This window comes from Qipengyuania zhejiangensis (assembly GCF_035607565.1).
In the GTDB taxonomy this organism is placed as follows: domain Bacteria; phylum Pseudomonadota; class Alphaproteobacteria; order Sphingomonadales; family Sphingomonadaceae; genus Qipengyuania; species Qipengyuania zhejiangensis.
Genome location: NZ_JAYKGO010000003.1, coordinates 288,292 through 307,748 on the forward strand (window position 1 = coordinate 288,292; position 19,457 = coordinate 307,748).

20 protein-coding genes and 1 tRNA gene are annotated in these 19,457 nt (G+C 64.3%); 13 read left to right on the plus strand and 8 right to left on the minus strand.

The features are described 5' to 3' along the window. Positions 1-23: 23 nt before the first annotated feature. On the minus strand, positions 24-1,001 hold the full coding sequence (locus VR863_RS09100) for a MarR family winged helix-turn-helix transcriptional regulator (protein WP_324828148.1): 978 nt from the start codon (positions 999-1,001) through the stop codon (positions 24-26). Positions 1,002-1,125: 124 nt separating this feature from the next. Here VR863_RS09100 and VR863_RS09105 point away from each other — a divergent pair, with 124 nt between their 5' ends. Continuing rightward, positions 1,126-1,692, plus strand: a complete 567-nt coding sequence (locus VR863_RS09105) for an RNA polymerase sigma factor (protein WP_324828149.1) — start codon at positions 1,126-1,128, stop codon at positions 1,690-1,692. Continuing rightward, the gene (locus VR863_RS09110; RefSeq protein WP_324828150.1) at positions 1,689-2,063 is read left to right on the plus strand and encodes a DUF6768 family protein; all 375 of its coding nucleotides are present in this window, start codon (positions 1,689-1,691) and stop codon (positions 2,061-2,063) included. The genes VR863_RS09105 and VR863_RS09110 overlap by 4 nt, the downstream gene beginning before the upstream one ends. Here VR863_RS09110 and VR863_RS09115 read toward each other — a convergent pair. Together VR863_RS09115 and VR863_RS09120 are read right to left on the minus strand one after the other, a co-directional pair. Next, positions 2,060-2,569, minus strand: a complete 510-nt coding sequence (locus VR863_RS09115) for a L,D-transpeptidase family protein (RefSeq protein ID WP_324828151.1) — start codon at positions 2,567-2,569, stop codon at positions 2,060-2,062. The genes VR863_RS09110 and VR863_RS09115 overlap by 4 nt on opposite strands. A gap of 27 nt (positions 2,570-2,596) precedes the next feature. After that, a complete protein-coding gene (locus VR863_RS09120; RefSeq protein ID WP_324828152.1) occupies positions 2,597-3,886 on the minus strand; it encodes an adenylosuccinate synthase in 1,290 nt (429 codons plus the stop codon). 164 nt (positions 3,887-4,050) lie between these two features. On the opposite strand from VR863_RS09120, the gene VR863_RS09125 reads away from it, so the two are divergent. The 4 genes from VR863_RS09125 (at position 4,051) to VR863_RS09140 (ending at position 7,415) form a co-directional block, all read left to right on the plus strand. Then, a complete protein-coding gene (locus VR863_RS09125) occupies positions 4,051-4,920 on the plus strand; it encodes an alpha/beta hydrolase (RefSeq protein WP_324828153.1) in 870 nt (289 codons plus the stop codon). A 68-nt stretch (positions 4,921-4,988) separates the two neighbouring features. Then, positions 4,989-5,804 carry an aldo/keto reductase gene (locus VR863_RS09130; protein ID WP_324828154.1) on the plus strand — a complete coding sequence of 272 codons (816 nt, stop codon included), beginning with the start codon at positions 4,989-4,991 and terminating at the stop codon, positions 5,802-5,804. Positions 5,805-5,860: 56 nt separating this feature from the next. Continuing rightward, positions 5,861-6,811, plus strand: a complete 951-nt coding sequence (gene trhO / locus VR863_RS09135; RefSeq protein ID WP_324828155.1) for an oxygen-dependent tRNA uridine(34) hydroxylase TrhO — start codon at positions 5,861-5,863, stop codon at positions 6,809-6,811. Then, positions 6,804-7,415 carry a glutathione S-transferase gene (locus VR863_RS09140; protein WP_324828156.1) on the plus strand — a complete coding sequence of 204 codons (612 nt, stop codon included), beginning with the start codon at positions 6,804-6,806 and terminating at the stop codon, positions 7,413-7,415. The genes trhO and VR863_RS09140 overlap by 8 nt, the downstream gene beginning before the upstream one ends. Here the strand turns inward: VR863_RS09140 and VR863_RS09145 are convergent. From VR863_RS09145 to VR863_RS09155, 3 genes are all read right to left on the minus strand, one after another. Further along, positions 7,412-8,524 (minus strand): ATP phosphoribosyltransferase regulatory subunit, encoded by a 1,113-nt coding sequence (locus VR863_RS09145; RefSeq protein ID WP_324828157.1) that lies wholly within the window; start codon positions 8,522-8,524, stop codon positions 7,412-7,414. The two genes, VR863_RS09140 and VR863_RS09145, sit on opposite strands and share 4 nt — an antisense overlap. A 28-nt stretch (positions 8,525-8,552) precedes the next feature. Then, entirely contained in the window at positions 8,553-10,136 is a 1,584-nt protein-coding gene (gene serA, locus VR863_RS09150; RefSeq protein ID WP_324828158.1) for a phosphoglycerate dehydrogenase, read from the minus strand. A gap of 86 nt (positions 10,137-10,222) precedes the next feature. Next, the gene (locus tag VR863_RS09155; protein ID WP_324828159.1) at positions 10,223-11,380 is read right to left on the minus strand and encodes a phosphoserine transaminase; all 1,158 of its coding nucleotides are present in this window, start codon (positions 11,378-11,380) and stop codon (positions 10,223-10,225) included. Positions 11,381-11,554: 174 nt separating this feature from the next. On the opposite strand from VR863_RS09155, the gene VR863_RS09160 reads away from it, so the two are divergent. Continuing rightward, positions 11,555-12,715, plus strand: a complete 1,161-nt coding sequence (locus VR863_RS09160) for a glycosyltransferase family 4 protein (protein ID WP_324828160.1) — start codon at positions 11,555-11,557, stop codon at positions 12,713-12,715. 1 nt (position 12,716) lies between these two features. Here VR863_RS09160 and VR863_RS09165 read toward each other — a convergent pair whose 3' ends face one another. Both VR863_RS09165 and VR863_RS09170 read right to left on the minus strand, forming a co-directional pair. Beyond that, on the minus strand, positions 12,717-13,175 hold the full coding sequence (locus tag VR863_RS09165; protein ID WP_324828161.1) for a hypothetical protein: 459 nt from the start codon (positions 13,173-13,175) through the stop codon (positions 12,717-12,719). 71 nt (positions 13,176-13,246) lie between these two features. Further along, positions 13,247-13,825, minus strand: a complete 579-nt coding sequence (locus VR863_RS09170; RefSeq protein ID WP_324828162.1) for a PadR family transcriptional regulator — start codon at positions 13,823-13,825, stop codon at positions 13,247-13,249. 140 nt (positions 13,826-13,965) lie between these two features. On the opposite strand from VR863_RS09170, the gene VR863_RS09175 reads away from it, so the two are divergent. The 6 genes from VR863_RS09175 to VR863_RS09200 all read left to right on the plus strand — a co-directional run bounded on the left by VR863_RS09175 (position 13,966) and on the right by VR863_RS09200 (position 19,428). Further along, a complete protein-coding gene (locus VR863_RS09175; protein ID WP_324828163.1) occupies positions 13,966-15,297 on the plus strand; it encodes a replication-associated recombination protein A in 1,332 nt (443 codons plus the stop codon). Next, the gene (locus VR863_RS09180) at positions 15,290-16,165 is read left to right on the plus strand and encodes a hypothetical protein (RefSeq protein WP_324828164.1); all 876 of its coding nucleotides are present in this window, start codon (positions 15,290-15,292) and stop codon (positions 16,163-16,165) included. Before VR863_RS09175 ends, VR863_RS09180 begins: the two co-directional genes overlap by 8 nt. A gap of 19 nt (positions 16,166-16,184) precedes the next feature. After that, a tRNA-Thr gene (locus tag VR863_RS09185) sits at positions 16,185-16,260 on the plus strand. 57 nt (positions 16,261-16,317) lie between these two features. Then, complete coding sequence (obgE, locus tag VR863_RS09190; protein ID WP_324828165.1) at positions 16,318-17,373, plus strand: GTPase ObgE; 1,056 nt, start codon at positions 16,318-16,320, stop codon at positions 17,371-17,373. A gap of 19 nt (positions 17,374-17,392) precedes the next feature. Further along, positions 17,393-18,520 carry a glutamate 5-kinase gene (gene proB / locus VR863_RS09195; protein ID WP_324828166.1) on the plus strand — a complete coding sequence of 376 codons (1,128 nt, stop codon included), beginning with the start codon at positions 17,393-17,395 and terminating at the stop codon, positions 18,518-18,520. Further along, positions 18,517-19,428 carry an NAD-dependent epimerase/dehydratase family protein gene (locus tag VR863_RS09200; RefSeq protein ID WP_324828168.1) on the plus strand — a complete coding sequence of 304 codons (912 nt, stop codon included), beginning with the start codon at positions 18,517-18,519 and terminating at the stop codon, positions 19,426-19,428. Before proB ends, VR863_RS09200 begins: the two co-directional genes overlap by 4 nt. The last annotated feature ends 29 nt before the right edge of the window (positions 19,429-19,457 follow it).

Sequence of the window (19,457 nt, forward strand, 5' to 3'; positions counted from 1 at the left end):
CTGCCGCCGAGCCGCATGCATTTTCAGAAACCCGCTTTGGCCGGTTCGCCCGCCAACACTTCGGTAAAATAGCGTGCCATGGCATCGGCGGTCTTGTCCGCCAGCGCGATGTAGGCACGGCGCCGGTCATCCGGGTCCGCAACACGGATCAGCAGGCCGGCTTCGACCATCTGGGTAATCCATCGCAGCGCGGTCGTTCCCGGAACACCCGCGGCAATGCACAGCGATGTCACGCAGACGCGCCGCCCTTCGGCCCGCGCCGCCGACAGGTCCAGCAGTATGTCCCACGCCGGATCGGCAAAAAGGTCGGCGTCGAAGAAACGCGCCCGTGCCTGGCGATGCCGGATCATGCCCCGGATCACGGCCGCGTCGGGCAAGCGCGCGCGCATGTTGTCGCGCCGCTGCGTCAGATAATCCTCGCCCTCGCCGCGCCAGGCGGTCGCGGGCGATTCGAAACGAAACGCCCCGCCACCAGCCCGTTGACCGGAGGGAAGTTTTTCCAGCCGTTCCGCCATGCGCCCGACCTGTTCGGTAAGGCGCAGCAGCATCAGCCGGTCTTCTTCGCCCAGCTCGCGCAGGCGCAGATTGGGTATGTGCGCCAACACCCGCCCTATGGCGATCACGCGTTCCGCCCGGGAAGGATCGACCAGTATCTGGGGTGCGGAAAAGGAAAAGCAGCCAAACACGGAATCGAGCGTTCCCATCGTGGTGGACACGACAAGCTGCGCCCCCGCCTTGCCCGCCCGCATATCGAGCCGCGCAAGCAGGGCCAGCGCTTCCGCCGTGTCATCCGCGCAATCGACCAGCACCAGATCACCCAGCGCCGATATGGCCCCGCGGGCGTATTCTTCGACAGAACAGCTGTGAAGGATGCGAAAGCCCGCCGCTTCGGCATCGTCGCGCAGTTCGCCGCGCACATGGGCGCGATCGGCAAGCACGGTTACGCCGAGCTGGCATCCGGCAGCATCCTGTGCCGCCTCGTAGAGGAAATCCGCCTGCATCGACTCACGCTCCTTACCGAAAACTTGCGAACAGGATGAGAACAAATGCGGATCGTGTCAAGAAAACGTGCACAAGATTGTATCGCGATTGAACCTTTTGTCCTGCGTCTGCGACTATCGCTGCATGAGGGGAACGATGCACCATTCGCCGGATGCCGAACGGCTTTATGACGAACTGCTCGTTACCCTTGTGCAGGGCGGCGATCGCAGGGCTTCCGAACGTTTGGCGGCCCGTTGGCATCCGCGTCTGGCGCGCACCGCCCGGCGATTGCTGGGTAATGAGCAACAGGTACCCGGCGCGGTGCAGGATGCCTGGATTGCAATCGTGAAAGGCATCGCGTCGCTGCGCGATCCATCGCGGTTTGCGCCGTGGGCTTTCGGCATCCTGCGCCGCCGCTGTGTCGACCGGATTCGCCAGTCCCAGGCGCGCCGGTCGCGGGAAGCGTCGATCGACGCCGAACCGTCCATGGAAGGCGGCGCGCACGATGGGCTGGCGATCCGCGATGCCTTTGCGGGCTTGCCGCACGACCAACGGCTCGCCGCGCAGCTGTTCTTCGTAGAGGGCCTGACCCTCGTCGAAATCGCCGAGGTGCAGGACGTGCCGCTCGGCACCGCGAAAACGCGCCTCTTTCACGCCCGCCTGAAGTTGAAGGCGGCGCTTACCGATCACCTACCAGGAGACGACACATGACCCCTATCGATGACCGCATCCGCGGCGCACTGGACGAGGACGACCGCGCCTTCCTCGCCTCGCTGGATGAAGGGCGCGGAATGTTCAGCCAGATCGGCGATGTTCTGGCAGGCCCGCTGGGCGGTTGGTCCAAGCTGATCTTCGCTGTGGCCTTCGTGCTTGGCTTCGTGCTGGTTTACAGCGTGTTCCGCTTCTTCACCGCCGACGGTTTCGAACAATCGGTGTGGTGGGGGATGGTCAGCCTCGGTGCGCTGTTGATGCAGGGCTTCATCAAGGAATGGTTCTATTCCCGGATGAACATGCTGAGCGTGCTGCGCGAACTGAAGCGCCTGCAACTCCAGGTCGCCATGCTCGAAAACGCAAAAGACTAAGGGCGGATTTCAATCGGCGTGCCGTCGGGCACCAGGCTCCACAATTCTGCGATCTCGGCGTTGGACAGCGCGATGCAGCCATCGGTCCAGTCGCCGGGAACGCGAACCCCTTCGGGAACACCGTTGGGCTGACCATGGATGAAGATGAGACCACCGGGCGAACGGCCCCGACTGCGCGCAAACGCGCTGTCCGCCGCGTTGGGATAATCGATCTGGAGCGACAGGTAATAGCTGGACCGGTCGTTCCCAAAGCTGATCGTATACCGGCCTTCCGGCGTGCGTTCGTCACCTTCGAAGCGCTTGTGCCCGATAGGCTGATCGCCGAATTGCAGGCCGCCATACGTCCGCAGCAAGGCGCCGTCCTGAAAAACCCACAGCGTGCGTTCCGACTTGTCGATCAGGAGGAAATCCGCCGTCTCGCCGACCCGCGCTTCCTGGGCGTGCGCCTGCGGCATCGGCGATCCGCCGACAGCCAGCCACAGCGCGAGGAGAATCGCGAAACGCATGGCCGGGATGTACCCCAGCCGCGCCGGTCAATCCATGAACGGATCGCGCATCAGGATCGTATCGTCCCGTTCCGGGCTGGTGGATACCAGCGCAACCGGCGTTTCGATCAGTTCCTGGATGCGCTGGATGTATTTCACCGCGTTGGCTGGCAGGTCCGCAAAGCTGCGGGCGCTGGCGGTCGATTCCTTCCAGCCTTCCATCGCTTCGTAGATCGGTTCCACACCGGCCTGATCGGCCGCGTGGCTGGGAAGGTAATCGTAAACCTGGCCGCGCAGGCGGTATCCGGTGCAGATCTTCACCTCGTCCAGCCCGTCGAGAACGTCGATCTTGGTCAGGGCGATGCCGGTTACGCCGCTGATCGAACAGGTCTGGCGCACGATCACCGCATCGAACCAGCCGACCCGGCGCTGGCGGCCGGTGACGGTGCCGAATTCATGCCCGCGTTCCCCGATACCCTTGCCGACTTCGTCTTCCAGTTCGGTCGGGAAAGGGCCGCTGCCCACGCGCGTGGTGTAGGCTTTGACGATGCCGAGCACATAGCCGGTCGAATTGGGGCCCAGCCCGCTGCCCGCAGCGGCGGTCCCGCTGACGGTGTTGGAGCTGGTAACGAAGGGATAGGTGCCGTGATCGATATCCAGCAGCACGCCCTGCGCGCCTTCGAACAGAATCCTGGCGCCCGCCTTGCGGACTTTCTTCAGGCGTTTCCAGACCGGCTGGGCGTATTGCAGCACGAACGGCGCGATTTCGCGCAGATCGGACAGCAACCGCTCGCGGTCGACAGGCGGTTCGTTGAACCCGGCGCGCAAGGCGTCATGGTGCGCACACAGCCGGTCAAGCTGCGGTTCCAGGCTGTCGAGATGGGCCAGATCGCACACGCGAATGGCGCGGCGTCCGACCTTGTCTTCGTACGCCGGCCCGATGCCGCGTCCGGTGGTGCCGATCTTGCCCGAACCCGCCGCCGTTTCGCGCAGCGCGTCCAGATCGCGGTGAATCGGCAGAATCAGCGGGCAGTTGTCCGCCACGGCCAGATTGTCGGCGTTGATGGCAACACCCTGCCCTTCCAGCTTTTCCACTTCGGACTTCAGCGCCCAGGGGTCCAGGACCACCCCGTTGCCGATGATCGAAAGCGTGCCCGACACGATGCCGCTGGGCAGGAGGGACAGTTTGTAGGTCGTCCCGTCGATGACCAGCGTGTGGCCGGCATTGTGCCCACCCTGGAAGCGGACAACGGCATCGGCGCGGCTGGCGAGCCAGTCGACGATCTTGCCCTTGCCTTCATCGCCCCACTGGGCGCCGATCACGGTTACATTGGCCATGTTGGAAAACCTGCCTGTCGCGTTCACAAAACGAGTGCGCGCCTAGGCTTTCGGGCGCAGGAGGGCAAGCGAACTGTCGCGACAATCGGCGACAATTCGCGACTGGAAATTCTGCCCGTTTCGCGGTTTCATCCTGTCGAGCCGTGTCGACGGGGAGTTTCGCAATGAACAAACGCACCATCGCCGCCGTCCTGGCCATCGGCCTTGCCAGCGCAACCGCGCTGGCGTCGAACGCCGATGGCGGGACATCCGCCCCTTCCGAACTGTCCTACGGAACCGGCCCACTGCAACGCATCGATTACTGGCCTGCACCGGGCAGGAACGCCCCGCTGGTTGTTTTCGTCCACGGCGGCGGCTGGAAACGCGGGGACAAGGCGATGTTGCGGGGATCGGCCAAACTGTCGCACTGGCAATCGCAAGGATACGCGGTTGCTTCGGTCAATTACCGACTTGTCCCCGATGCGACGGTCGAACAGCAGGCGCAGGACGTGGCCGACGCGGTGGCGCTGCTGCATCGAGAGAAAACCAGGCTGGGCATCGATGGCACACGCCTCGTGCTTGTCGGGCACAGCGCCGGGGCGCACCTGGTCGCGCTGGTGGGGACAAATCCGGCCTATCTGCGCAAGGCGGGCCTGACCTATCGCGACATGGCCGGGGTAATACCGCTCGACGGGGCGGCTTACGATGTGCCGGCGCAGATGGACCGGAACGCCCGATTGATAGGCGACACCTACGAACAGGCATTTGGCACCGATCCCGCCCGCCAGCGCGCGCTTTCGCCCACCTTCCATGCGGCCGCGCCCAACGCGCCATCCTTCCTGATCCTGCATGTCCAGCGCCGCGACGGGGCGCAGCAGGCGCGCGGCCTTGCCAGCGCGCTGCAGAAATCGGGGACTGCGGCGGACGTGCAGGGCGTTGCCGGACGGGGCCTGCGCGGGCATGCGGAAATCAGCCGCAAGCTCGGCGAACCGGACTATCCCGCCACCGCCATAGTCGACCGCTATCTTGTGCAACGGTTTTCCGGCAGAAACTGAATTTGCGCGAAACCGAAACGGCTGCGCGTCCCATGCATTGCAAGGGGACAGCACGCGAAAGGATATGCATGACCGACTACCCCACACTCGCCCTCAACGATGACCGCCGGATTCCGCAGCTTGGCTTCGGCACCTGGCAGATCAAGGAAGAAAACGCCGCGCAAGCCGTGTCGACCGCGATCGATGTCGGCTACTGGTTGATCGATACCGCGGCGATCTATCAGAACGAGCGCGGCGTCGGGGAAGGGGTGGCCGACTGGTCGGATATCTTCCTGCAAACCAAGATCTGGAACGAAAGCCAGGGTTACGACCGCACCCTCAAGGCAGCGGACAAGTGCCTGGAACGGCTGGGGCGCGACCATGTCGACATGCTGCTCATCCACTGGCCTTGTCCTGACCGGGGCGAATTCGTGGACACGTGGAAAGCCCTGATCGAACTACGCGAAGCGGGCAAGGCGAAGTCCATCGGCGTGTCCAATTTCCGCGTCGACGACCTGAAGCGGATCGTGGACGAAACCGGTGTGGTGCCGGCCCTCAACCAGATCGAACTGCACCCCAGTTTCCAGCAACGCGAATTGCGCGCTCTGCACGAAGATATGGGCGTGGTGACGCAAAGCTGGTCCCCGCTGGGACAGGGCGGCGGCATGGATGCAGGCGCGATCAAGGCCATCGCCGACGAAACGGGCCAACCGGCAAGCGCGGTGATCCTGCGCTGGCATATCCAGCACGGCCTGTGCCCCATTCCCAAGGCATCGAGCCGTGACCACATCGAAGCGAACTTTGCCGCGCTTTCGTTCGAACTCGATGCCGATCAGATGGACCGGATCGACGCGCTGGACAGCGCGGACGGCCGGATGGGACCGGACCCTTCGGAGTTCAGCTGATCCGGCGATGCTAAGGGGGTGCGAGTCGTCCTGCGTGGTGCTACGGGCGCAGCATCATGGCCGACCACCCCATCCGCATCGCTGCCCTTTACCACTTCACGCGGTTTGCCGACCCCGCCTCGATCCGTCCGCGCCTGCTGGCCGCGTGCGAGGAGAACGGCGTGCGCGGAACGCTGCTGTTGGCCGGTGAGGGGATAAACGGCACGATCGCCGGCAGCGATCAGGGAATCGAAGCCGTATTGCACACCATCCGCGCCCTGCCGGGTTGCGACACGCTCGAGGTGAAGGAATCCCGCGCGGATACAATGCCGTTCCACCGCATGAAGGTGCGTCTCAAACGCGAGATCGTTACCATGGGCCAGCCCGATCTCGATCCGGTGGGCGGCGTGGGGACCTATGTCGCGCCCGAAGACTGGAACGCGCTGATATCCGACCCCGAAACCATCGTGATCGACACGCGAAACGATTACGAGGTGAAAATCGGCACCTTTGCCGGGGCCATCGATCCCGACACCGCCACGTTCCGTGAATTTCCCGAATGGTTTCGCAGCCACCGCAAACAGCTGGAAGCGGCGGGCAAGGCACCGAAAATCGCCATGTTCTGCACCGGCGGCATCCGCTGCGAAAAAGCCACCGCCTTCGTCCGGGCCGAAGGGCTGGACGAGGTTTACCACCTCAAGGGCGGTATCCTTTCCTATCTCGAACACGTGCCCGAAAGCGAAAGCCTGTGGGAAGGCGAATGCTTCGTGTTCGACGAACGGGTGAGCGTCAAACACGGGCTGGAAATAGGCGAGCATTCGCTGTGCCGCGCCTGCCGCATGCCGCTGGACGCGGACGCCATGAAGGCTGAAACCTACGTCGAAGGCGTCAGTTGCCCGCATTGCCACGAAACCCGCACCGACGAACAGCGCGCCCGCTATGCCGAACGGCACCGGCAGGCGAAACTGGCGGAAGAGCGCGGAGAGGAACATATTGGCGCGCGGTCCGGCGCGGATGCCGATGGCTGAAGCGATCCTCTACAGCTTTCGCCGCTGCCCTTATGCAATGCGCGCCCGCATGGCGTTGCGCATCAGCGGCCTTGCATACCAACACCGTGAAGTCGTGCTGCGGGACAAACCGCAGGCCATGCTCGATTTGTCGCCCAAGGGGACGGTGCCCGTATTCGTGACCGGCGAGGGGCGCGTTCTGGAGGAAAGCATCGACATCATGCGCTGGGCGCTGGACCAGTGTGACCCCGAAGGCTGGTTGACCCGCGACGATTCGGCGCTGATCGCGGCGAACGACGGTCCGTTCAAGCACCACCTGGATCGCTACAAATACGCAACGCGTTACGACGATGCCGACCCCGAGGTCGAACGCGCAGCCTGCGCCGAATATCTGCAAACACTGGAAAAACGGCTGGCGGCAACGCCGTTCCTGTGCGGCGCGAAACGCGGGTTGGCCGACATCGCCCTGTTCCCGTTCGTCCGGCAATTCGCAAATCACGATCGCGACTGGTTCGACGCCCAGCCCCTGCCACAGGTTCAACGCTGGCTGGCGGGACTGATCGGCAGCGATCTGTTCGCCGGGATCATGGTCAAACGCGATACGTGGCGTCCGGTCGAAGCCTAGATCGCGCGTGCGTCTTCGCCTTCAAGAACGTGGCTGCAACCAAGGCTGGCGGGATCTTCGGTGCCGAGAATGGCCGCAACGGTGCGCCAGCCGATGGCCCGCAGGCGCGCTGCCACGTCGCGGTCATGATCGAGCGGCAGGAAAAGGGTCTTGCGATGGTCCGCACTGTGAAGGCCCAGCGCTTCGAGCAAGGGCCCCATGTAGAGCGAGAAACCGGTCGCTTCCTCTTCGCTGCCCTTGATGGTGTATGTCCCGCCCCGGCCCAGCGCGCCGCGCGCGCCTTCGCCATAAAGCGTGAAACCGAACCAGCTCTGGTATTCGAAGCCGTGGCGTTCGGTCGGATCGAGCGTGATGCGCGCACGATCGCCAATCGCACCGGCGACTTCGCGCAATCCCGCAATCCGGCTGGCGAGTGCGCCGCCCGCGTCGATTGCGGAAAGCTTGGCAATCGCTTCTTCGAACGGGCCTGTGGCGTATAGCAGCGGCAGGTAATCCGCACCGCCCGCAGCCGACAGCCCACCGGCATCCTTGGTGTCGAGTTCGCGCCGCACCGCTTCGCGCAGGTCTGTATCCAGCGGCAAGACCTTGTCCGCCAGCGTGTCGACCAGGTCCGGCAAGGTGAAGTCGACCGAGATATTGGCAATGCCGGCGGCCTTCAGCGCGTCGATCGCGACACGCACGATCTCGCTTGCTGCGGCCACGCTGTCGCTTCCGATCAGCTCTGCACCCAGTTGCAAGCGCTGGCGCGAAGGATCGAGCTGGTCCGCCTTGAGAAGCGCAACATCGCCCGCATAACACAGCCGCAGCGGACGCGGCGCCGACGCCATGCCGGTTGCCGCGATACGCCCGACCTGCACCGTCATGTCGCTGCGCAACGCCAGCGTCCGCAAGCTTTCCGGATCGGTGAAGCGCACCATGCGGCGCGTGGCCACGCCTTCCATCCGTCCGGCCAGCGACCGTTCGAATTCCACCAGGGGCGGACGGACACGGTCATACCCGTGCGCGTCCATCGCATCGAGGACCGCGCGCATGGCAATCGTGATGGCCCGTGCGCGCGCCGGGAGCGCGTCTTCGAGGCCGACGGGCAGGAGATCGTCTTGACTGTTCATCGCGCCGCGCCCCCTGCCCGATCGTCCATCAAAATGCCAGCGGAGTGACGACCTTCACGCCTTCGAGCGCGCAAGCCTGCCTGACGATTTCCTGCGGGATCGGCTGATCGACACTGAGCAGCAGCACCGCTTCCCCGCCAGCCTGGCGGCGGCCAAGGTGGAAAGTGCCGATGTTGATGCCGTTTTCACCCAGCAACGTCCCGATGCGGCCGATGAACCCCGGCGCGTCTTCGTTGACGATGTAGAGCATGTTGCCCGCCAGTTCGGCTTCGATGCCGACGCCGAAGATTTCCACCAGGCGCGGCGCATCGGCACCGAACAAGGTGCCGGCAACCGAACGGTCACCCTGTTCGGTTCCCACGGTCACGCGGATCAGCGTGTTGTAGGTGCCTTCCTTTTCGTGGCGGACCGAACGGATATCGAGGCCGCGTTCCTTGGCGAGATACGGCGCGTTGACCATGTTCACCGTGTCCGAATACTGGCGCATCAGACCGGCCAGGACAGCCCCTTCGATCGGCTTGCCCGACAATTCGGCCGCGGCGCCTTCGCGTTCGATGCTGATCTTGGTCAGGTTGCCATGCGCCAGCTGCCCCACGAGGCTGCCGAGGTTTTCGGCAAGCTTCATGTACGGCTTCAGCTTGGGCGCTTCCTCGGCGCTGAGCGAAGGCATGTTGAGCGCGTTGGTGACGCCCCCGTTGACGAGGTAATCGGCCATCTGTTCGGCCACCTGCAAGGCGACGTTGACCTGCGCTTCGTTGGTGCTGGCACCAAGGTGCGGGGTGCAGATGAAATTCGGCTTTCCGAACAGCGGGCTGTCCTTGGCCGGTTCGGTCTGGAACACGTCCAGCGCCGCGCCTGCGACCTGCCCGCTGTCGAGCGCTTCGGCCAGAGCCGCTTCGTCGATCAGTCCGCCACGCGCGCAATTCACGATCCGGACGCCCTTTTTCGTCCTGGCCAGGTTTTCGGCAGACAGGATGTTGCGGGTCTCGTCAGTCAGCGGGGTATGCAGAGTGATGAAATCGGCCCGCGCCAGCAGAGTTTCCAGATCGACCTTCTCGACACCCATTTCGACTGCGCGATCCGGGGTCAGGAAGGGATCGTAGGCCACGACTTTCATCTTGAGCCCCTGCGCGCGGCTTGCCACGATCGAGCCGATGTTGCCCGCTCCGATAAGGCCCAGCGTCTTGCCGGTCACTTCGACCCCCATGAAATCGTTCTTGGGCCATTCGCCCGCCTGCGTGCGGCGATCGGCGGCCGGGATCTGACGGGCCATCGCCATGATCATCGCGATCGCGTGTTCGGCCGTCGTGATCGAGTTGCCGAACGGCGTGTTCATCACGACCACGCCCTTGCCGCTGGCATAGGGAATGTCGACATTGTCGACGCCGATCCCGGCGCGGCCGATGACCTTGAGATTGGTGGCCGCATCGAGAATTTCGGCGGTTACCGTGGTCGCGCTACGAATGGCGAGGCCATCGTACTGGCCGATCACCGCCTTGAGTTCGTCAGGCGTCATGCCGGGTTTCACGTCGACATCGCAGCCACGCTCTTCGAAAATGCGGGCGGCGTTGGGATCCATCTTGTCCGAAATGAGGACCTTGGGTTTCGTCATGGGAAATTCCTTCCGTCAGCCCGGCTTCCGGCCGGGTCGGAATGATAGGGGGGAGGCGGCGGTCCGGTGTACGGACCGCCAGCCGTTCAGCCGTTCTTGACCTGCTCGTAAGCCCATTCGATCCACGGCAGGAGACGCTTCAGGTCTTCCTGCTCGACCGTGGCACCGCACCAGATCCGCAGCGATGGCGGGGCATCGCGATAGCCGTTGAAGTCGTAGCCAACGCCGCGATCTTCGAGCAGCTTGACGATCTGCTTGGGCACGTTTGCTTGGGCGTCGGCCGAAAGGCTGTCGTACCATTCGCCCTGGAAGACGAAGCACACGCCGGTGTTGGTGCGCTTTGCCGGGTCGGAAACCATGTTGCGCAGCCAGGGGGTTGATTCGATCCAGTCGGTGACGACCTTGGCGTTTGCATCGGCCCGTTCGAACAGCGCCTTGCGGCCGCCGAGAGCTTGCGCCCATTCGAGCGCGTCGATGTAATCTTCGGTCGCCAGCATGGACGGGGTGTTGATCGTTTCGCCGCGGAAGATGCCTTCGTTGATCTTCGCGCCCTTCTTGAGGCGGAACAGCTTGGGCAGCGGCCATTCGGGATCGTATTCCTCGATCCGGGCAACGGCCTTGGGGCTGAGGATCAGCATCCCGTGCTGCGCTTCGCTGCCCATGACCTTCTGCCAGCTGTAGGTCGTGGCATCGAGCTTGGCCCAATCCATCTCCATCGCGAAAACGGCGCTGGTGGCATCGTTGATCGTCACACCGTCGCGGCCCGGAGCGAGCCAGTCGGTGTTCGGGATCTTCGCACCGGATGTGGTGCCGTTCCACGTGAAGACGACATCGTTGTCCTGCGGGATCGACGCCAGATCGGGAATTTCGCCGTAATCGGCATCCATCGTGGTCAGCTTGGGCAGCTTGAGCTGCTTCACCGCGTCCTGGATCCAGACGTTACCGAAGCTTTCCCACGCGGCCACCGTGGCGGCGCGGTCGGGGCGCAACATCGTCCACATTGCGCATTCCAGCGCGCCGGTATCCGATGCAGGCATGATGCCGACGAGGTAATCCTCGGGCACGCCGAGCATCTCCTTCGACAAGTCGATGGCGTATTTCAGCCGCGACTTGCCGAGCGCGGAGCGGTGCGAACGCCCGAGCGATTCGGTCTTGATCTTGGTGATGTCCCATCCCGGATGCTTTGCAGTCGGTCCGGACGAGAAAAAAGGGCGCTCTGGCTTGAGCGTCGGTACAGCAGTCATGTATTCTCTCCTTGCAGAGAGCTCGCGCGGCGTTGGGACCGCGTGGCCCGTCGGTCGCAATAATGTTGCGGGGCAACGAGTCAATGCGAAATAGGAATGCATCGACAGGTTGAGGGTTCGACAGGACTAACGCCCTCTCGCCAAAATCGGTCCCACATCCTATGGGCGCAATCGATGAATGTTAAAGACCTTCGGATCGCGCTTTTCAGCGGCAACTACAATTACACCCGTGACGGGGCGAACCAGGCGTTGAACCGGCTGGCGGAATACCTGATCCGGCAAGGCGCCCATCTGCGCGTCTATGCACCGGTGGTGCCCGACGCGGATTTCGAACCGACCGGTGACCTGATCAACGTGCCCAACATCCGCATGCCGGTGAAGAACCGCGGCGAATATCGGCTGCCGCTGGGTCTGAACGGCGCGGCGCGCGACGATCTGGAAGGGTTCGCGCCCAACATGATCCACATATCTTCGCCCGACCCGACCGGGCACGCGGCGCTGAAATGGGCACGCGAACGCGATATCCCCGTCCTCGCATCGGTCCACACCAAGTTCGAAACCTATCCGCGCTATTACGGCCTCGGCTTCCTCGAACCGGCGGTGGAGGGTATCCTGCGGCGGTTCTACAACCGCTGCGATGCACTGGTCGCGCCCTCGCCCAGCCAGATCGAGGAACTGACCGCCCAGGGGATGCACGACGACATCACGATCTGGTCACGCGGGGTGGACCGCGACGTGTTCGATCCGTCCAAGCGCGACATGGAATGGCGGCGCTCGCTCGGTTTCGCGGACGACGATGTGGTGATCGTGTTCCTCGGCAGGCTGGTGATGGAAAAGGGGCTGGATGTCTTTGCCGACGCCATCGTCGAACTGCGTCGACGCCAGGTGCCGCACAAGGTCCTGGTAATCGGCGATGGTCCGGCGCGCGGCTGGTTCGAAAAGGCGTTGCCCGGCGGTGTCTTCGCCGGTTTCAAGACCGGCAGGGACCTGGGCGTGGCGCTGGCCAGCGGCGACGTGTTCTTCAACCCTTCGATCACCGAGACCTTCGGCAATGTGACGCTGGAAGCCATGGCCAGCGGGCTGCCCGTTGTGGCTGCCGGGGCGACGGGGGCAGCCAGCCTGGTCGATGACGGAAAGACCGGCCATCTCGTGCCGCCCGGCGATGCGGGCGCCTTTGCCGAGGCGCTGGCACCGTATTGCACCGACGATGCGCTGCGTCTCGCGCATGGCGCGGCCGGCGAACAGGCCGCGCGGGCCTATTCATGGGATGCGATCAACCAGGCTGTGCTGGACACCTACCTGCGGCTGCACACCGCTCGCGCAGCCGCAAGCTAAGTCAGCGCAGGACGCCTGCGGCCGTCATGCGCCGGGCGTACCACAATTGCAGCGCCACCGCGGCGATGATGACCAACGGCATCACCCTTGCCATCGTGTTGCCTTCCATCTGTGGAGGCAGATCGATGGTCGCCTGGTATGCGAAGCTGAGTGCCGCCCCGATCAGCGATACGAAAAAGGCCGTTACCGCATGGCGCAATCGCGCCAAAAGCAGGAGCGATCCGATCACCGAACCCCAGACCCCCAGTGCCCAAAGCACGCTGGCCCAGACGGGAAAGCTGTCCAGGAAGGCAATCGATTCCTCGACCGACATTCCCATCGGTCCCATCGTCGCCTCGAGATAGGCGGGATTGCGAAACTGGGACATGGTGTAGTCGTAACCGCCGAAACCATTCCACAGCAGCGATACGACGCCGACGACCCACAAATGCCACGGCGCCTTGCTGGCGATATCGTTCATGTGACTGTCCTCCCTCTCGCGACCCGTGCGGCAGATTAGCTCAAGCCGCACAAGGCGCAAGCGGGCGCGTATCAGAGGCGTTCGACCTTCTTTGCCAGGTCGTCGACCAGGTCCACGATCTCGCGCACGGTGTCTTCATTCAGCCGTCCCGAACGGGCCCGGTTCCTGAGCACGCTGGCAAGATTGCCCACGGCACGGAAAAGGTCGGGCGACGACAGGGGTTCGCTTTCCTCGCCCTGCGCGCAGAGGCGTTCCATGATGGCATCGACTTCTTCGGATCGCTCATCCAGTTCCACGCGCCCCGCATCGGTTGCGTGATACGCCTTGCGCGATTCGCCATCGGCCGCCGGCGCAATCACGCCTTCGTCCTCCAGCAGCGAAAGGGTGGGGTAGATGGTGCCCGGACTCGGCGAATAGGACCCGCCCGTCATTTCCTCGATCGCCTTGATAAGCTCGTACCCGTGGCGTGGTTCGTCCGCGATCAGCTTGAGCAGAACCAGCCGCAATTCGCCCTGGGCAAACATACGGCGCCGCTTGCGGCCCCCACCCCGGTGTTCGCCGCCGCCGCGCGGGCCGCCATGCGGCCCCCCGTGCGAACTCCAGCGCGATGCCATGGTGCCGGCAAACAGAAGCGCCATGGGTCCAAACATATCCGCTCCGTGGCGGTGCCTGCGATTGTGTCTCATTGTCTTTCTTTCGTAAGTGTCACGATAGGTCTAAGATATATCTTAATGCGACCAACACAAGTCCCATGATGGATTTTCCGCGCAGCCGCCCTAGATAGCCTCGCATGGCTGACCTGTTTCCTGACAGCATTCCGCATGCAACCGGCCCGCAAGGGCAGGTGCGCGAAGACGCACCGCTGGCGGACCGGCTGCGCCCCGCCACGCTCGATGCGGTCATCGGGCAGGACCATCTTACGGGGCCCGAAGGCGCAATCGGGCGCATGGTGGCCGCGGGCAAACTTTCCAGCATGATCCTGTGGGGCCCGCCGGGTACCGGAAAGACCACCATTGCCCGGCTGCTGGCCGACAGTGTCGGGATGCGGTTCGAAAGCGTAAGCGCGGTGTTTTCGGGCGTGGCGGACCTCAAGAAAGCGTTCGCGGCTGCCGACAAGGCCGCCGAAGCCGGCCAGCGGACCGTGTTGTTCGTGGACGAAATTCACCGCTTCAACCGGGCGCAACAGGATGGCTTCCTGCCCTTCGTCGAACGCGGCACGGTAACGCTGGTTGGCGCGACGACCGAAAACCCCAGCTTCGCGCTCAACGCGGCGTTGCTCAGTCGGGCGCAGGTGCTGATCCTCCAACGGCTCGATCACGACGCGCTGGGCCAGCTGCTCGATCGGGCGGAAGACCTCGAAGGCCCCCTTCCCCTCACGCCCCCGGCACGTGACGCACTGGTGGCAAGTGCCGACGGCGATGGACGTTTCCTGCTCAACCAGGCGGAAACCCTCTACAACGCGCAGATCGCCGACCCGCTCGATCCGGCGGGTCTGGGCAGGTTCCTCCAGCGCCGCGTCGCCGTGTACGACAAGGATCGCGAAGGCCATTACAACCTCATTTCCGCGCTGCACAAGGCGGTGCGCGGCAGCGATGTGCAGGCTTCGCTCTATTATCTGGCACGCATGCTCACCGCCGGAGAAGAGCCGCGCTTTCTGGCCCGCCGGCTGGTCCGCATGGCGATCGAGGATATCGGCATGGCCGACCCGCAGGCGCTGGTGCAGTGCATGGCGGCCAGGGATGCCTATGAATTCCTGGGCAGTCCCGAAGGCGAACTGGCCCTGGTGCAGGCCTGCACCTATCTGGCCACCGCACCCAAATCCAACGCGGTGTACAAGGCGCAGAAGGCGTCCTTCAAAAGCGCCCGGGAAACCGGCAGCCTGATGCCCCCACAGAACATCCTCAACGCGCCGACCAAGCTGATGAAGGATATCGGCTACGGATCGGGCTACAGCTACGATCACGATGCCGACGAAGGGTTTTCGGGCGACAATTACTGGCCGGACGAAATGGAACCGCAGACCTATTACGAACCGGTCGAGCGCGGGTTCGAACGCGAAGTGACCAAGCGGCTGGATTACTGGGACAAACTGCGGCGGGATCGCGACCACGGGCGTGACTAGGTTCGAACACTTCGTTGCCATCGACTGGTCGGGCGCGAAGGGCGCGGTCCAGAAGGGAATCGCGCTGGCGGTGGCGCATGGCGATGGCGGACCGCCGGTCCTCGTCGACCACGGTTGGAGCCGCGAAGACGTGCTGTCGGTGCTGCGCGACGAATTACCTCCATACACGCTGATCGGGATCGACCTCGGCATTGCCCTGCCCTTTGCCGATTGCGACGCCTACTTCCCCGAATGGTCGCAAAGCCCGCGCGATGCGAAGGAACTGTGGCGTCTGATCGACACCGTGTGCGCGGGCGACCCCCATCTCGAGGCGACGAGCTTTGTCGCGCACCCGCAGGCATCCCGGTATTTTCGCCATGGCAAGGACAGTACGGGCGACCGGTTTCATCATCCCGCTGCGCCGACCCGCGAAGGGCGCTTTCGCAAGGCGGAGGACGCGCAACGATCTTCCGGGGTCAGACCGGTCAGCAACTTCAACCTTGTCGGGGCGGCGCAGGTGGGCAAATCCAGTCTCACGGGCATGCGCATGCTTCACCGCCTGCGCGGACATCTTCCGGTATGGCCCATCGATCCCTTGCCTGCGAACGGATCGGTGCTGGTCGAAATCTACACCAGCCTGGCCGCACGCGAAGCCGGGCGCGGCGCGGGCAAGGCCAAGATGCGCAGCTTTGCTGAACTCAACGAAGCGCTGGCCGCACTCGGCTCAGCCCCGGTTCATGGCGATGGCCCTATCGACGACCATTCTACAGATGCCCTGCTGACCGCGGCGTGGTTGCGAAAGGTGGCGCACGACCGGCGCCGCTGGGACCCGCCGGGCCTCACCGGGCAGATCGCGCAAACGGAGGGCTGGACATTCGGCGCGCTGTGAACGAAAGGCGCAATCGCGTGCCGGCTTAGCTCAGTTGGTAGAGCACCTGATTTGTAATCAGGGGGCCACGGGTTCGAATCCTGTAGCCGGCACCACACCCTCACCCCTTCCATCTCTCGCCTTGACCGGCAAAACCGCCTAAGGCGCTTCCCATGCATTTCCTCGACCAAGCCAAGATCTATCTCAAGTCCGGCGGGGGCGGCCCTGGTGCTGTCAGCTTCCGCCGTGAAAAATACGTGGAATATGGCGGACCCGACGGCGGCAACGGCGGCAAGGGCGGCGATATCGTGTTTGAAGCGGTGCAGGGCCTGAACACCCTCATCGACTTCCGCTATTCGCAGCATTTCAAGGCAAAGCGTGGATCGCATGGCCAGGGCCGTGACCGCACCGGCGCGGGCGCACCCGATCTCGTCATCAAGGTCCCCGTGGGCACGCAGGTCCTGTCGGAAGACAAGGAAGAAATCCTCGCCGATTTCACCGAGGTCGGCCAGCAGATCGTCTTCATGGAAGGCGGCATGGGCGGTCGCGGCAACGCCAGCTACAAGTCCAGCACCAACCGCGCCCCGCGCCAGCACCAGCCCGGCGAACCGGGCGAGGAGATGTGGGTATGGCTGCGGCTGAAACTGCTGGCCGACGTCGGCCTGCTCGGCCTTCCCAACGCGGGCAAGTCCACCTTCATCAACCAGGTATCGAACGCCAAGGCGAAGGTCGGGCATTACGCCTTCACCACGCTGGTACCCAAGCTGGGTGTCGTGACCCACAAGGGTCGCGAATTCGTGATTGCCGACATTCCCGGGCTGATCGAAGGCGCGGCGGATGGCGCAGGCATCGGTGACCGGTTCCTCGGTCATATCGAACGGTGCCGCGTGCTGATCCACCTGATCGACATCGCGGGCGACGATCCGGCAGACGCGTATCGCACGGTCAATTCGGAACTCGAAGCGTATGGCGCGGGCCTGCTGGACAAGCCCCAGCTGGTCGCGCTGAACAAGCTCGACCTTGCCGACAGCGAGCTGGGCGACGCCTTCGCCGACGAACTGCTGGCCGCCGGCGCCGCCAAGGTGTTCCCGATTTCCGGTGCGACCGGCCAGGGCATTCCCGAACTGCTCGACCACGTCCTGTCCTATCTGCCCGACCGCACGTCGACGGAAACGCAGGCCGAGGAAGTCGAAGACGAGGCCGATGCGGCCGACTGGTCCCCTCTCTGACGGGAACGCAACAGCAACGATGGCCATGACACCCGTTTCCGCACTTGGCGATCTGCGCACGGCCCGGCGCCTGGTGATCAAGATCGGCTCGGCGCTGCTCGTCGAACAAGGTCGGCCGCGCACGCAATGGCTTGCCACCCTCGCCGATGAAATCGCCCGCTTGCGGCAATCGTGCGAAGTGATCGTGGTGTCGTCGGGTGCCATCGCACTGGGCGCGGCGAAGCTGGGTCTGGCCAAGGGCGGGCGCGGAAGCCTCGCCGATGCGCAGGCCGCAGCTTCGGTTGGTCAGGTCGAACTTGCCCGCCTGTGGTCGGACGCGCTGGACCGGCACGGCATCACGGCGGCGCAAATGCTGGTCACCATCGGTGATCTCGAAGACCGGCGGCGGTATCTCAACGCCTCGGCCACGCTTGCGCGGCTGCTCGAAGCCGGTGCGATCCCCGTCGTGAACGAAAACGATAGCGTCGCGACCGAAGAAATCCGGTTCGGGGACAACGACCGGCTGGCAGCGCGCGTGGCGCAGGCTGCCGGTGCCGATGCCGTCATGCTGCTTTCCGATGTCGACGGCTTGTACGATCGCGATCCGCGCGAAACGGGCGCGCAACGCATCGACCGGGTCGAAGGCGTGACACCCGAAATCATTGCCATGGCCAGCAGCGCCTCTTCGTCGGGCCTCGGTTCGGGCGGGATGCTGGCCAAGCTTCAGGCCGCGCGCATTGCCGAACGGGCGGGCATCGCGCTCGCCATCGTCAACGGCACCTATCCGGCACCCATTGCGCGTGCGCTCGATAACGGGATCGGCACCCTGTTCATGCCGCAGGCCGATGCCAGCGCCCGCAAGGCTTGGCTCGGTGGCCGCCTGGCGCCTTCGGGTGTCGTCAGCGTCGATGCGGGATGCGCGCACGCGCTGGACAACGGCGCCAGCCTCTTGGCGGCAGGCCTTACCGACATCGAAGGCGAATTTTCCCGCGGGGATCTGGTCGCCATTCACGGACCCAAGGGTGAACGACTGGGTCAGGGGCTGGTTGAATACACGGCCGCCGAATGCCGGGCGATTCTGGGATTGCGCGAAGACCAGCAGGCCCAGCGGCTCGGCTATGCGCCGCGCGCCGCCGTCGTCCACCGCGATCACATGGTGCGCGCGTGACCATCGCCCTGACAGGCGCAACCGGATTTGTCGGGCAGGCCGTCCTCGATGAGGCGGAACGGCGCGGGCTTTCGGTGAGCGCGCTGACCCGCAGGGAGCAACCAGCGCGCAGCAACGTGACCTGGGTCGAAGGCAGCCTGTCGGACACCGCATCGCTGCACCGGCTTTGCGAAGGGGCAACATCGGTCCTGCATGTCGCGGGACTTACCAACACGCCCGATCCTGCCACGTTCGAAGCGGCCAACGTCGGCGGCACGGTGTCGGTCCTCGAAGGGGCTAGGGCCGCCCGGATCAAACGGCTTGTCTTTGTCTCCTCGCTCTCGGCGCGGGAACCCGGCCTGTCGGCCTATGGGGCATCCAAGGCCAAGGCCGAAGCGGTGGTTGAGCAAAGCGGGTTGGACTGGACCATCGTGCGCCCGCCGGGTGTCTATGGCCCGCGCGACGTGGATTATTTCGAGATGTTCCGCACCGCGAAGCTGGGCTTCGTTCCCTTGCCGCCGCGCGGCGCCAGTTCGATCATCCACGTCGATGACCTTGCCCGCCTTCTGCTCGATCTTGTCGATGCCGAACCTGCGCTGGTGCGTCGGCGCATGTTCGAACCCGACGATGGGCGCGATGGCGGCTGGTCGCATGGCGAATTGGCCACCGCGATCGGTGCGGCTGTGAACCGCCGCGTCTTTGCCCCCAATTTGCCCAAGGCGGTGCTGGAAGGCGCCGCGAGGATCGACCGGCTTGTGCGCGGGGACAAGGCACGGCTCACAGCCGACCGGGTGGGATACATGTGCCACCCCAATTGGGTGGCCCGTTCAGGCAAACGCGTGCCAGAAGCGGTCTGGACGCCGCAAATTCCGGGCGACGAAGGCCTGGCGCAGACTGCCGAATGGTACCGCCGCGAAGGCTGGCTTTAAGGCCAATTCGCCACAGCGCGAGTTTCTGT